The sequence below is a fragment of the Stappia albiluteola genome, from assembly GCF_014050225.1.
Classification (GTDB): domain Bacteria; phylum Pseudomonadota; class Alphaproteobacteria; order Rhizobiales; family Stappiaceae; genus Hongsoonwoonella; species Hongsoonwoonella albiluteola.
On sequence record NZ_JACFXV010000054.1, the window covers coordinates 52,059 to 65,521 of the forward strand.

Genomic DNA, 13,463 nt, shown 5'->3' on the forward strand with positions numbered 1-13,463 from the left:
CCGTCGGACAACAGGCTCAATTTCGAAAGGCTGACACATGCTGAGATCGGTGCTGATTGCCAATCGCGGCGAAATCGCCTGTCGCGTCATCCGGACCGCAAGGCGGCTCGGCATCCGCACCATCGCCGTCTATTCGGAGGCCGACCGGCAAGCGCTGCACGTGCGCATGGCCGACGAGGCGGTGGCGATCGGCCCCGCGCCGAGCGCGGAGTCCTATCTGGTCGCCGATCGGATCATCAAGGCGGCGAAGGAGCGCGGCGCGGAAGCGATTCACCCGGGCTACGGCTTCCTTTCCGAAAACGCTGACTTTGCCGGGCGCTGCGCAAAGGAAGGCATCGTTTTCATCGGCCCGTCGGCGGATGCGATCCGCGCCATGGGGCTGAAGGACGGCGCCAAGGCGCTGATGGAAAAGGCCGGCGTGCCGGTGGTGCCGGGCTATCACGGCGACCGCCAGGATGCGGAATTCCTGAAGCGCAAGGCCTATGAGATCGGCTATCCGGTGCTGATCAAGGCGGTGGCCGGCGGCGGCGGCAAGGGCATGCGTCGGGTGGACAAGGCAATCGATTTCGATGCCGCCCTGGAATCGGCAAGGCGCGAGGCCAAGAGCGCCTTCGGCGATCCGCGCGTGCTGATCGAGAAATTCGTTCTCAACCCGCGCCATATCGAGATCCAGGTTTTCGGCGACAGCCACGGCAATGCGGTGCATCTGTTCGAGCGCGACTGCTCGGCGCAGCGCCGCCACCAGAAGGTGATCGAGGAAGCGCCGGCGCCGGGCATGAACGAGGCGACGCGCGCGGCCATGGGCGCTGCCGCCGTCGCTGCGGCCAAGGCGGTCGGCTATAGCGGCGCCGGCACGGTGGAATTCATCGTCGACGGCTCGGGCGAACTGCGGCCGGACGGCTTCTGGTTCATGGAAATGAACACGCGCCTGCAGGTGGAGCATCCGGTGACCGAACTGGTGACCGGGCAGGATCTGGTCGAGTGGCAGCTTCGCGTTGCCTCCGGCGAGCCGCTGCCACTGGCGCAGGACGCCCTGTCGCTGAACGGCCATGCGCTGGAGGCGCGCCTTTACGCCGAAGACCCGGACAACGGCTTCCTGCCGTCGACCGGCACGCTGGAGGTGCTGGACCTGCCCGAGGGCGGGGCCGTGCGCATCGATACGGGCGTTGTCGAAGGGGCGGCGGTCTCGCCATTCTATGATCCGATGATCGCCAAGGTGATAGCCTGGGGCGCGGATCGCAAGCAGGCCTTCGACGCCCTTTCCTCGGCGCTCGGCGCCAGCGCCGTGGCGGGGCCGCGCAGCAACCTCGCCTTCCTGAAGGCGCTGGTGGACCACGCGGAGGTGCGGGCCGGTGGCTTCGATACCGGATTGATAGACCGCGAAATCGGCGCGCTGACGCAAGGCGCCGTCAGCGATGCGGCAATCGAGGCGGCGGTTGCCGAACTGGTTGGTGGCGAAGCGACGCCCCAGCAAGTGGCCGGCTGGCGCGATCCGTGGACGCTCGCCGATGCCTTCCAGTTTTCCGGCGACCGCAGGATCGGCATGAGCGTCGAGATCGACGGCGAGCCGCGTCTCGTCGAGATCTGCTGGTCCGCCGGCAAGCTGCTGCGTCAGGGCGGCGCTTTGGCCGCGGAAGGCGTGCGGGTGCTGCGCCGGGGTGATGCGGTCTGGGCGATCGAGGGCGGCCGGGCACTCAAGGTCGCCCGTCTTGATCCGCTATCGCGCACGATCGAGGACGAGCACGGCACGGCCAGCATCAAGGCGCCGATGCATGGCAAGGTGATCGCCATCGACGTCAAGCCCGGCGACCATGTCGCCAAGGGTGACCGGCTTGCCGTGGTCGAGGCGATGAAGATGGAACATGCGGTCGTTGCGCCGCGCGACGGCGTGGTAATGTCGGTGCCGGTAACCGAAGGTGCGCAGGTGGGGCAGGGCGAGGCGATCGTCACCCTGGCTGAGGAAACCGGCGAAGCCGCGGTTTAAAGCGCCAGCGCGAACTGGGTGTTTCTCGGTACGCAGTCGCCGTCGCCCAGGATGCGGGCGACGAGGTCATCGGCACTCGTTGCCTGCGGGCGCCAACCGACGAGGCGTGTAGCCCTTTCGTGGCTGAAGCGCTGCGAACGTGCGTAGCCGGCGCGCCAGTCGGCGGCAGGGCTCACCCCCGCATCCGGCAACTGGGCTTTCAGGCGAACGGTCAGGCCGCTTTTCTCGGCAACGAGTGCGGCAAGCCTGCCAACCGCGACCCCTTCTACTCCGCAGCCGACGACGCTCAGCCGGTAACGTTTCTCCTCGACGACGCGCAGATAGAGGTCGGCAAGATCCTCGGCATCCACCAGCGGCCAGATCGTATCTTCCGATGCTCGTGTGGCGAAGGGCAGGCCTTCCTCGGCCAGCCGCTGCATGTCCGAGACGGGGCCCGCCACCTTCGAGCAGACAAGCGCGGGATGGATCACAGAAAGGGCGACCGTGCGCACGGCCTGCAGGGAGCGGATCGTTTCGGCCATGAAGGCGAAGGCCGGCAAGGGGCGGAACGAACTCGTCTCGGCCACCGGCGCATCGGGAGAGGGGCCGTAGAGCCAGATACCGCCGGTATAGACCACGTTGAAGGGGATTTCCCTCCGGTTGGTGGCGCGGCGCAGCGCATGGGCGAGCTTCTTTTCCGCCGGCGCCATCGTCTCGTCGAAGGAAGCACCAGCATGGACGAGGGTGTCGCAATAGACGGCGGCTTCAACCCAGGCATCCGGGTCGCAGAGGTCGCCGCGCACCACGTCCACCCCTTCGTCGCGCAGGATGACTTCGGTGCGTTCCGACCTGGCGAGCGCGGTCACCCGGTGCCCCGCCTTGACGAGGCGCCTGAGCACGTGCTGGCCGATCGTTCCGGTGCCGCCTGTCAGAAAAATGTCCATGCCGCAATGAAACGCCCGTACGGGCGAGTCGTGCAAGCCCCTTCGAATCATCTCGGGCGGCGGGATCGGCTGTGAAAAACGTGCGGCATTGCCGCCACATTGTTTCGGGCGGTGTCTTGGCCTGATAGAAGGGAACCATGACCCTTCATCTGGTGAAACTGTGCGTGGGCGCGGAGTCCGTCGAAGACCTGCAGGCCTGGATCGACGAGCGGCAGGCGGACCGTCGTGCCAAGGGCATGCCGGCCGAGCAGATCCACACCACCCGCATGGTGCCGACCCGGACGGAGGAACTGACCGATGGCGGCTCGCTCTACTGGGTGATCAAGGGCTTCGTGCAGGCCCGCCAGCGGCTGGTCGAGATCCGCCCCTTCACCGACGATGCGGGCATCAAGCGTTGCCATCTGGTGCTGGAGCCCAAGCTGACGCTGACCCAGCGCCAGCCGCGCCGGCCGTTCCAGGGCTGGCGTTACCTGAAAGCCAACGAAGCGCCGGCCGATATCGGCAGCCGCGCCGCGCGCCAGGGCGACATTCCCGAAGCCATGCGGCGCGATCTGGCGGAACTCTGCCTGATCTGACCGGGATCGCGAGAGCATATCCCGCCAAATCTGAATCGGATTTGGCGATAAGGATATGCTCAAAGCATTGATCCTGGAGCGATTTCTTGATCCACGAAAGCGATCCCGCTTTCGTGGAAAGCGCTCTAGACGGCGATATTGTCGATGAGGCGGGTTCGGCCGAGCCAGGCGGCGACAAGCAGGCGGCGGCTCGCTGTCCCTGCCGTGACGGCGGCCAGCGTATCGGCGTCGCGCAACTCCAGATAATCGACCCGGAAGCCGGCGGCGGCCAGGCGCTCGCGTCCGGCCGCGAGGATGGCTCCGGCATCGCCGCCGTCGCCGATCGCCGTGGCCGCTTCGGTCAGGACAGTCTGGATGAGGGCGGCTGTGCGGCGTTCGTCCGGCGACAGGTAGACATTGCGCGACGACATGGCGAGGCCATCCGCCTCGCGGACCGTTTCTGCGCCGACGATGCGTGTCGGCAGGTTGAGGTCGAGCGCCATGCGGCGGACGACGCAAAGCTGCTGGTAGTCCTTCTCACCGAATACCGCGACATCCGGCAGGGCGGCGAGCAAGAGCTTCGTCACGACCACCGCGACGCCGTTGAAAAAATGCGGACGAAAGTCGCTTTCAAGCCCCACGGAAGGACCGCCAACGCTGACGCCTGTGGCAAAGCCCGCCGGGTACATTTCGCCGACAGACGGCGCGAATACCGCCTCGACGCCGAGCGTGCGCAGAAGTTCCACGTCCCGTTCCTCGGTGCGTGGATAGGCGTCGAAATCCTCGGTGGGTGCGAATTGAGTCGGATTGACGAAGATCGAGACGACGACCCGATCCGCTTCCTGCCGCGCCCGGCGCACCAGCGACAGATGCCCCTCATGCAGCGCGCCCATGGTCGGCACCATGGCGATTCGCTCGTCCGCCATGCGGGCGGGCTTGAGGGTATCGCGCAAGGCAGCGATGGAGCGGCAGATCGCAGGCTCTGTCATGGACGTTTCCGGCTTCGCGTCTTCTTGGTTTCTTGCGGCAGCGCGTGCTGCACTGCAGCGTGTTCTAGCAGAAACCGAAAAGGCGCGCACCCCGATCATGGGAGCGTCCCCGGAAAGCGTTTCAGGCTCACACTCCGCCGAGTACCACGAGCGGCGGCGGGGGAACCTCACTGGCGATCGAGGGAGCCGTCGCCGGTCGCGGTGAGTGCGCCAAGTCGTCCCTACGGATTGGCGTGGTGCCATGTTCGGCGGCATAACGCCTGGAGAATTTATAGGCCAGTTCCGTCGCCAGCCTATCGAAGCTTGCACCCGCACGGTAATATCCCGAGAGGTTGAGATAGTCCCCGAGGCCGGACTGCCGCCGATTCCTGGCGCCGAACTCCAATGTCTGGCTGGCATGGGATGATTGAACGACGATCTGTCCCTCCAATTCCCCTTTCCCCAGCAGGAGCGGCCCGGTCGGGGGAACGTAGTCGACGCTTTCGACGCGCACGATCAGGTCGCGGGACTCTGCCGTTGCGGGGATCTGCCTGTTGATGTCATCGGCAACAGCTTGAAACCTGGATTTCAGCCTGGCCTTGATGATCGGTCCGTAGCTATGCGGGACCGGCTCGACGACCACCCGGTCGATTCTGTAAGCCGTGTCGGTGTTCAGCTCATGCTGGCAGGCAGTCAGAAGCGCCAACAACATGGCTCCAGCAAACAGTCGGAGCATTTTTACCCTCAAGTCAATAAGTTGCACAAACCTTGATAGCAACCTAGGATCAATTTCTTTGAAAAGCTGTTAAGCGGCGAAATACCATCACAGGTATGCGCGGAATGCTGGTGATATTGCCGCCTTTGCGCGAGAGCGAGGCCTGAAGCGGGGAAGCGCGCCCCTTGAAACGGCGACCCGGAAGAGGCCGCCCAACGAGAAATTAGCCTTGCCGTGACAGGATCCGGCCCATCTTTATGTAATGGAAGGCCGAAAAGGGCGATTGAAGCCCCTGTTGGCGGCCGGACCACAGCGGACCGGAGGAGACGAAACCCTTGCCGGACAGGAAGGACATAACGGACAGGCCGGAGCAGCAGGTCAAGGGCGAGGAATCGTCGTCCAGCTCGGATATCGCCGCCTTTCTGGAGGCTGCGAAGGCCATTCCCAAGACGACCGGGCTTGGCCGTCTGGTCATCGGCCTCGACGCCACCATGAGCCGTCAGCCGACCTGGGACCGCGCCTGCCAGCTTCAGGCCGAGATGTTCGAGGCGGCCGGCCGCGTCGGCCAGCTTGCCATGCAACTCGTCTATTTCCGCGGTTTCGGCGAATGCGCCGCATCGAAATGGGTGACGAAGGCGGATGACCTTGCCCGGATGATGAGCCGGATCGATTGCCGGGGCGGACATACGCAGATCGGCAAGGTGCTGCGCCATACGCTGGAAGAGACGCGGCGGGCCAAGGTGCAGGCGCTGGTCTATATCGGCGACTGCATGGAGGAGGATGTCGATCTCTTGTGCGCAAGGGCCGGGGAACTCGGACTGCTCGGCGTGCCCGGCTTCTTTTTCCAGGAGGGGCGCGATTCTCACGCGGAGAAGGCATTCAGGGAGATGGCGCGGCTGACCAAGGGCGCCTATTTCCGCTTCGACAGCGCCTCGGCCCGCGAACTGGCCGAGCTTCTGAAGGCAACCGCCGTCTATGCCTCCGGCGGCCTGACCGCGCTGGAAAACCTTACCCGCAGCGGCGACAGCGGCGCCCGCCTGCTGCTGCAGCACCTGCGCTGAGCCGTCACCGCCCCGGTGGCCGATTGCACCGGCCACCGCCGGGATGTTATCGCCATCTCGCTCTAAATAATCAGAATCGATCACGTTTCATGAGAGCGGGTCAGTCCGGCCCGATCCTGCCGTGATCTGGCGGAAAGGGATCGATGGGATATCTGGTGTTGGGGATCGCGGTACTTGCGATCTTCCTCCTGCTGGGGCAGGCATTTACCAAAGCCAATCCGGCCAGGCTGGCCGAGCGCATGAAGATGGCAACGGGCGTCGCCCTGCTGCTGATTGCCGGATTCCTGCTGCTCACCGGGCGTTGGGTGCTGGCGCTGCCGATCGGCGGTTTCGCCCTGACGCTGCTTGGACTACGGAAGATCCCCGGCTTTTCGCCGGCGGGAAGCAGTTCACCGTCGGGCGGGGGCGCATCGAGCGTGCGCTCGCGCTTCCTGGACATGCGTCTGGATCATTCGAGCGGAAAGATGGACGGCCTTGTGCTGGAAGGCCGCTTCCAAGGGCAAATGCTCTCCGGCCTTGCCCTGGGAGAGCTGAAAGAGCTTTGGCGCGACGTCATGGGAGACGACGACAGCCGGGCCTTACTCGAAGCTTATCTCGACCGCCGGCAGGCCGGCTGGCGTGTAGACTTCGAGGCGGATGCCGCAGGCCGGCAGAGTGGCCCGGCGCGCTCGGGCGCCATGACCGAGGAGGAAGCCTACCAGGTTCTGGGGCTTTCTCATGGAGCCGGCGAGACGGAAATCCGGGCGGCCCACCGGCGACTGATGAAGCGGCTGCACCCCGACCATGGCGGCACTTCTTTTCTCGCTGCCAAACTCAACGAGGCTAAGGACGTGCTTCTCCGAAGACATTGAATCCACCCGTTACGCAATTACTCATAGATGGCGTAGCACTTGAACTTCGCCTGTTTCAGGCTCTTGCACGCATTCCACGCCTCGGACTTGGTATCGAAGCCGACGAAGCGGGCGCGGTAGAGCGTGGCGCCGCCCGCAGCGACCGGCTCGGTGTAGGGATCCTTGCCGCGCAGCGCCCGGCCGACCGAGGTCTTGGCCTTCTTCAGCATGGAAACCGCGAGATCCTCGCTTTCCGCGGCCGCGATCTGCACCTGCCAGCCGGGCTGCGGATCGGCGGAGTTGTTTGAGGCAAGCGTCACCGTCTCGTCGCCGCTGGCGGCTTTCGCCACCGCCTTCGGCTTAACCGGCGCATTGTCGTTGGCAGCCTTCGCCGCAACCTGCTGAGAGGCGGGCGAGGGGATTGGCTGACCCGGGACGATCTTGATCGTCTTGACCACGCGGCGCTCGAAGACCGGCGAGCCGGCGATGCGGGCATTGACGTTAATGTCGGACTTGGCCGTCGGAATGCCGGCGCCTGTCGCGGATGCGACCTTGATGGGCGCAGTGTCGGCCTTTGCCGGGGCAGGCACCGGGATGGCGCCGGTCACGACGGGCTCCTCGAGGGCCGCTTCAATCGCCGCAATCTCCGGCTTCTGGTCCGGCACCGGCGCCTTGGCCAGCGCTAGCAGCGGATTTGCCGGCGTGCGCGCCGCACTTGCCACAAGGGCCGGAGCGGTTTTGCGGCCGCGCGATGCCTTGGGCAGATAGGTCTCGATCAGTTTGGTCATCTGGGCATTGCGGGAGGCGCCCGTGCGCCCTCCCATGACCACGGCAACCACTTCGCGCCCGTCGCGCTTGACGGAGGTGACGAGATTGAAGCCGGAGGCGCCGATATAGCCGGTCTTGATGCCGTCCACGCCCTTCACGCGGCCGAGAAGGCGGTTGTGATTGGCGTATTTGCGGCCCTTGTAGCTGAACACCCGCGTGCCGAAGTAGCGGTAGTATTTCGGGAAACGCTCCTGGATGGCGCGGCCGAGTTGCGCCATGTCGCGCGCCGTCGTTACCTGACCGGAGTCGGGCAGGCCGGAAGCGTTGCGGAACGTGGTGTTGCGCATGCCGATGCGGCGGGCGGTGTCGGTCATGCGGCGGGCAAAGGCCGCCTCCGAACCGGAAATGTTCTCCGCAACCGTGGCGGCGATATCGTTGGCCGACTTGGTCACCAGCGCGAGGATCGCATCCTTGGCGGCAATCGTCGAACCGGGCCGCAGGCCGAGCTTCGATGGCGCCTTGGCCGCGGCGGTGGAGGAGACCTTCAACGGGCTGTTGAGGCTGAGGCGACCGGCCTCCAGTTCCTCGAACAGGATGTAGAGGGTCATGATCTTGGTCAGCGAGGCCGGATAACGTTGCGTGTCGGCCTTGTAGGAATAGAGCGTCTCGCCGGTCTTGGCGTCGACGACGATGCCGGAATATTTCGGATTGGCCTCCGCGTCGGAAGCGATGGCAATAGTGGAGGCGAGAAAACCGATCGCAGCGCTCCACGCGATTGATTTGACGAAACGTACCGCGCGCCTGGCACCCTTACTCAACACGACCACACCCCGTTCTGGGACAAATTGCACTGGAAGACGGCGGAGAAAGCGTTGCCGAAGGACAGAAAAAGAGTGACCTGCGACGATTTCGACTACCCGCGCGTCTGATTTCCCCAACCATGATCGAAACGCGGTTACCATTGTGTAAATGGCCGGGATTCAATCTTCATGGAAAATGGCTGAAATCCGCGGAATATCGCCGGAAATACAGATATGAAAACCTTTTTGATCATGGTTAATACTTCGTTTATCTGCCGATAGCAGGCCGCGACTATCGGGTCGGCTACGGATGGACGGAGAGGGCGCTTATCGAGATAACGCAGGCATTGTTGGCCATAATTTGGTGAAGAGGTCGGGTCGGGTATTTTGCCGCTGCGTTGTGGCTTTCGGGTCAGGCCGGCGGAGGATTAGCGCCCGCGGCGGCGTGGAGAGGCGGCCGTCCGGCAAGCCAGGCTGTATTCCTCAAAGTTCCGTTCCCTCCATGGTTGTATCATGCTTTTGCATTGCAAAAAATGCCGCACCTATGGGCAAACACCGCCTGGGCGTAATGTAAATGGAGTTCAGATCTGCCGAATAGGTATATTTCCGGAGGCATGAGGCTGCCCATCGAACCGGCAATGGTGTCGGTGTTTCTCACATGAAGCTGCTCATGACGTGGCGTTATATTGCGTTGCAAAATGAATGTTGACTTTATTTTGTGCACTGCATATAGTCCGGACAGTGCAGCGCGGGCCTCGAACCGGCTTTCCCAATCTCATGACGGTCACGAGGCGAGTCGATGGATCGGCTTGTAAGAGGAAAACTGAAATGATGAATAACTTCGATGACCTTCAGAAGCTTGGCAAGGACAACATGGACGTCATGATGCAGAGCTTCGGCACTGTGACCAAGGGCTTCCAGGCGATTGCTTCCGAGGTTGCCGACTATCAGAAAAAGTCTTTCGAGGAAGGCTCCGCCGCCGTCGAGAAGTTTGCCGCCGCCAAGTCGCTCGACAAGGCCTTCGAGGTCCAGTCCGACTACGCGAAGTCGGCCTACGAGGGTTTCGTCGGTGAAGTCACGAAGCTTGGCGAGATGTTCTCCGACATCGCGCGCGAAGCCTACAAGCCCTACGAGAGCGCCTTTGCCAAGGTTGCCAAGTAAGAGGCTATCGGGTTTCAAACCCCGCTTCAGGAAGGCCCGGTGATGAACCGGGCCTTTTTTGTTGTTTCGAGCCATAAGCCGCGTGCGTCTCGCGGTTCATCCCTTTCCGGTTGTTCTTTGCAGCTCGCATTCGTTCAATTTGTTTTGTAGCCGCTTTTTCGCCCGAAACCGGGATTGAGGTGGGAGGCTGACGACATACATATCCTGCAGGGCCGGCAGGCGATCCCTGGCGTTGGAGCAGCAAGGCCCCGCCCTTCCCAACGGCGTGCAGACGAGGTCGCCGAAAGGGAAAAACGGGGCGAATTCCTGTGACCGAATGCGATGTTTGCGCCTTTGGGCAAAGAAAGTTGGCTTTCGCCGCGGGGACGGGATTGATAGACTCAAGTGATCCGGACGATCCTTCTAACCGAAGGGCAGGAAGCAAAATAGCCGGGAATTCGATGTAGGGCCGTCGCCCTTCGGGCAAGGCCACGATGAGTAAGCGGGAATGACGAACGGATCGCAAAAGGGCGGCGGCAACGGGTCGGGAACAGGCACGATCGTTGCGCCGAAATCCAAGACGGCGACGAAACGGCCGAGCCTTTATCGCGTTCTGCTTTTGAACGACGACTACACGCCCATGGAGTTTGTCGTGCACGTGCTGGAGAGGTTTTTCCAGAAGGGCAGGGACGAAGCCACCAGGATCATGCTTCACGTCCATCATCACGGCGTCGGGGAGTGCGGGATCTATACCTATGAAGTTGCCGAGACCAAGGTGACGCAGGTCATGGATTTTGCCCGCAAGCACCAGCACCCGCTGCAGTGCGTGATGGAAAAGAAATAAGGGGTCGCTTGTGCCATCATTTTCGCGCAGTCTCGAAAAAGCCTTGCACCGGGCGCTCGCTTACGCGAACGAACGGCAACAGGAATACGCGACGCTGGAGCACCTGCTTCTGGCGCTGATCGACGATCAGGACGCGGCCGCCGTCATGCGCGCCTGCAATGTCGACCTCGATCTGCTGCGCCGCAATCTCATCGAATATATCGACACCGAACTCGACAACCTGGTGACCGACGGCGACGAGGATTCCAAGCCGACGGCCGGGTTCCAGCGTGTCATCCAGCGCGCCGTCATCCATGTGCAGTCCTCCGGACGCGAAGAGGTGACCGGCGCCAACGTCCTGGTGGCGATCTTCGCCGAGCGCGAGAGCCACGCGGCCTATTTCCTGCAGGAGCAGGACATGACCCGTTACGACGCGGTCAACTATATCTCGCATGGCATCGCCAAGCGGGCAGGAATGTCGGATTCCCGCCCTGCACGCGGCGTTGAGGATGAGGCGGCCACCGTGGAAGACGATGACAAGGCGAAGAAGAAGAGCGACGCGCTCGAAGCCTATTGCGTCAACCTCAACGAAAAGGCGCGCTCCGGCAAGATCGATCCGCTGATCGGCCGCGACAAGGAAATCCAGCGCACGATCCAGATCCTCTGCCGCCGTTCGAAGAACAATCCGCTCTACGTGGGCGATCCGGGCGTCGGCAAGACGGCGATTGCCGAGGGACTGGCGCGCCGCATCATCAACGGCGACGTCCCGGAAGTGCTGAAAAAGGCGACGATTTTCTCCCTCGACATGGGCTCGCTGCTCGCCGGCACGCGCTATCGCGGCGATTTCGAGGAGCGGCTGAAGCAGGTCGTGAAGGAGATCGAGGAATATCCCGACGCGATCATGTTCATCGACGAGATCCATACGGTGATCGGCGCCGGTGCGACCTCGGGCGGCGCGATGGATGCGTCGAACCTGCTGAAGCCGGCGCTCGCCTCCGGCACGATCCGCTGCATCGGTTCGACGACCTACAAGGAATACCGCCAGTTCTTCGAAAAGGACCGGGCGCTGGTGCGCCGCTTCCAGAAGATCGACGTCAACGAACCGTCGATCCCGGATGCGATCGAGATCCTGAAGGGTTTGAAGCCCTATTTCGAGACCTTCCACAAAGTGCGTTACACCAACGAGGCGATCCGCTCGGCGGTGGAATTGTCGGCGCGCTACATTTCCGACCGCAAGCTGCCGGACAAGGCGATCGACGTGATCGACGAGACCGGCGCCTCGCAGATGCTGGTGCCGGAAGCCCGTCGCCGCAAGACGATCGGCGTGAAGGAGATCGAGAACACGATCGCCTCCATGGCGCGCATCCCGCCGAAGTCCGTTTCCAAGGACGACGCCACCGTGCTGTCGAACCTGGACGCGGAACTGAAGCGCGTCGTCTATGGCCAGGACGCTGCTATCGAGGCGCTCTCGTCGGCAATCAAGCTGGCGCGTGCCGGCCTGCGGGAGCCGGACAAGCCGATCGGCAGCTATCTCTTCTCCGGCCCGACCGGCGTCGGCAAGACGGAAGTCGCCCGCCAGCTCGCGTCCTCGCTTGGCGTGGAACTGTTGCGCTTCGACATGTCGGAATACATGGAGCGCCACACGGTATCGCGCCTGATCGGCGCGCCTCCGGGCTATGTCGGCTTCGACCAGGGCGGCCTCCTGACCGACGGCGTCGACCAGCATCCGCATTGCGTGCTGCTGCTTGACGAGATCGAGAAGGCGCATCCCGATCTCTTCAACATCCTCCTGCAGGTGATGGACCACGGCAAGCTGACCGACCACAACGGCAAGCAGGTCGATTTCCGGAACGTGATCCTGATCATGACCACCAATGCCGGCGCGTCGGATCTGGCCAAGGAACCGATCGGCTTCAACCGCTCCAAGCGGGAAGGCGACGACATGGAGGCGATCAACCGCCTGTTCACGCCGGAATTCCGCAACCGGCTCGACGCGGTGATCGCTTTCGGCAACCTGCCGATGGAAGTCGTCTACAAGGTCGTCGAGAAATTCGTCATCCAGCTCGAGGCCCAGCTTGCCGACCGTGGCGTAACCTTCGAACTGACCGAAGATGCCGTGAAGTGGCTGGCCGACAAGGGCTACGACGACCGGATGGGCGCTCGCCCGCTCGGCCGGATCATTCAAGAGCATATCAAGCGGCCGCTGGCCGACGAGGTGCTGTTCGGGCGCCTGCAGAAGGGCGGCACCGTGAAGGTGACCGTGTCGGAAGATGGCGCCGGCCTGTTGCTTGAAAGCGTCGAGGACAAGGTCGTCGCGCCGAAGCCCGAAAAGCCGAAGACTGCGGCAAAGCCCAAGCGTAGCCGCAAACAGGCCGCCGCGAAGGCCGCTGCCGCCGAAACCGGCAAGGGAGAGGGCTCCGGTCGCAAGCGCAGCAGCGTGCCGAAAGTGCCTCTGGCCGACTAGGGTCAGGACCATTCATTTGACTGGAATGGCGGTCGAGATGACGAGAGATGGAAGGAAAAGCTCGAAGAGCGGGGTTATTCCCCCGGTCGAGGGCTTTGACGCGACAGGTCGAAGTCAGCTCGATCGTCCTTTGGATCGGGCGGATCCGCACGGACTACTTTGTCGCAAACCCTTGAAAGGCTTTAGCCTTCCTGTGGGCTTGCTCCTTGTATCCGCACGAATCCGCTCCGACCATTCCAGCCAAATTAATGAGTCCTGACCCTAGATCACGATGAGGTTGGATCGAGCCGATCCAGTCTCATAAAATATGATCGGATCTATATATTTAGAGCGGGGATGCGAAAACCGCTCACGTTTGTCGCCTCCCCGCTCTAGATGTGAGAGCTTTCCACGAAAGCGGGATCGCTTTCGTGGATCAAGAAATCGCTCCCGG

11 protein-coding genes are annotated in these 13,463 nt (G+C 63.0%); 7 read left to right on the forward strand and 4 right to left on the reverse strand.

Annotated features, from left to right (window positions below):
- Nucleotides 1-37 precede the first annotated feature (37 nt).
- A complete protein-coding gene (locus H2509_RS12685) occupies nt 38-1,984 on the forward strand; it encodes an acetyl-CoA carboxylase biotin carboxylase subunit (protein WP_182165924.1) in 1,947 nt (648 codons plus the stop codon).
- Here the strand turns inward: H2509_RS12685 and H2509_RS12690 are convergent.
- Nucleotides 1,981-2,907: an NAD-dependent epimerase/dehydratase family protein gene (locus tag H2509_RS12690; RefSeq protein ID WP_182165926.1), complete on the reverse strand. Its 927-nt coding sequence runs from the start codon at nt 2,905-2,907 to the stop codon at nt 1,981-1,983. The two genes, H2509_RS12685 and H2509_RS12690, sit on opposite strands and share 4 nt — an antisense overlap.
- 137 nt (nt 2,908-3,044) lie before the next feature.
- Here H2509_RS12690 and H2509_RS12695 point away from each other — a divergent pair, with 137 nt between their 5' ends.
- Complete coding sequence (locus H2509_RS12695) at nt 3,045-3,482, forward strand: DUF1489 family protein (protein WP_182165928.1); 438 nt, start codon at nt 3,045-3,047, stop codon at nt 3,480-3,482.
- 125 nt (nt 3,483-3,607) lie between these two features.
- Here the strand turns inward: H2509_RS12695 and panC are convergent, their stop codons facing one another.
- Nucleotides 3,608-4,450, reverse strand: a complete 843-nt coding sequence (panC, locus tag H2509_RS12700; RefSeq protein WP_182165930.1) for a pantoate--beta-alanine ligase — start codon at nt 4,448-4,450, stop codon at nt 3,608-3,610.
- Between the two features lie 127 nt (nt 4,451-4,577).
- Nucleotides 4,578-5,135: a hypothetical protein gene (locus H2509_RS12705; protein ID WP_182165932.1), complete on the reverse strand. Its 558-nt coding sequence runs from the start codon at nt 5,133-5,135 to the stop codon at nt 4,578-4,580.
- Nucleotides 5,136-5,479: 344 nt separating this feature from the next.
- Here H2509_RS12705 and H2509_RS12710 point away from each other — a divergent pair, with 344 nt between their 5' ends.
- On the forward strand, nt 5,480-6,205 hold the full coding sequence (locus tag H2509_RS12710) for a VWA domain-containing protein (protein ID WP_182165934.1): 726 nt from the start codon (nt 5,480-5,482) through the stop codon (nt 6,203-6,205).
- A gap of 143 nt (nt 6,206-6,348) precedes the next feature.
- Nucleotides 6,349-7,056, forward strand: a complete 708-nt coding sequence (locus tag H2509_RS12715; protein WP_182165936.1) for a DnaJ domain-containing protein — start codon at nt 6,349-6,351, stop codon at nt 7,054-7,056.
- Between the two features lie 17 nt (nt 7,057-7,073).
- Here H2509_RS12715 and H2509_RS12720 read toward each other — a convergent pair whose 3' ends face one another.
- Entirely contained in the window at nt 7,074-8,621 is a 1,548-nt protein-coding gene (locus H2509_RS12720) for a D-alanyl-D-alanine carboxypeptidase (RefSeq protein WP_235974911.1), read from the reverse strand.
- A gap of 810 nt (nt 8,622-9,431) precedes the next feature.
- On the opposite strand from H2509_RS12720, the gene H2509_RS12725 reads away from it, so the two are divergent.
- The 3 genes from H2509_RS12725 (at nt 9,432) to clpA (ending at nt 13,030) form a co-directional block, all read left to right on the forward strand.
- Nucleotides 9,432-9,764 carry a phasin family protein gene (locus tag H2509_RS12725; protein ID WP_182165940.1) on the forward strand — a complete coding sequence of 111 codons (333 nt, stop codon included), beginning with the start codon at nt 9,432-9,434 and terminating at the stop codon, nt 9,762-9,764.
- Nucleotides 9,765-10,251: 487 nt separating this feature from the next.
- Nucleotides 10,252-10,587, forward strand: coding sequence for an ATP-dependent Clp protease adapter ClpS (clpS, locus tag H2509_RS12730; RefSeq protein WP_182165943.1), 336 nt, complete (start codon nt 10,252-10,254; stop codon nt 10,585-10,587).
- A gap of 10 nt (nt 10,588-10,597) precedes the next feature.
- A complete protein-coding gene (gene clpA / locus H2509_RS12735) occupies nt 10,598-13,030 on the forward strand; it encodes an ATP-dependent Clp protease ATP-binding subunit ClpA (protein WP_182165945.1) in 2,433 nt (810 codons plus the stop codon).
- The last annotated feature ends 433 nt before the right edge of the window (nt 13,031-13,463 follow it).

Bases quoted from the DNA above. Each gene is read 5' to 3' on its own strand.
- H2509_RS12685 (WP_182165924.1), top strand. From the start codon at position 38: ATGCTGAGATCGGTGCTGATTGCCAATCGCGGCGAAATCGCCTGTCGC.
- H2509_RS12690 (WP_182165926.1), bottom strand. From the start codon at position 2,907: ATGGACATTTTTCTGACAGGCGGCACCGGAACGATCGGCCAGCACGTG.
- H2509_RS12695 (WP_182165928.1), top strand. From the start codon at position 3,045: ATGACCCTTCATCTGGTGAAACTGTGCGTGGGCGCGGAGTCCGTCGAA.
- panC (WP_182165930.1), bottom strand. From the start codon at position 4,450: ATGACAGAGCCTGCGATCTGCCGCTCCATCGCTGCCTTGCGCGATACC.
- H2509_RS12715 (WP_182165936.1), top strand. From the start codon at position 6,349: ATGGGATATCTGGTGTTGGGGATCGCGGTACTTGCGATCTTCCTCCTG.
- H2509_RS12725 (WP_182165940.1), top strand. From the start codon at position 9,432: ATGATGAATAACTTCGATGACCTTCAGAAGCTTGGCAAGGACAACATG.
- clpS (WP_182165943.1), top strand. From the start codon at position 10,252: ATGACGAACGGATCGCAAAAGGGCGGCGGCAACGGGTCGGGAACAGGC.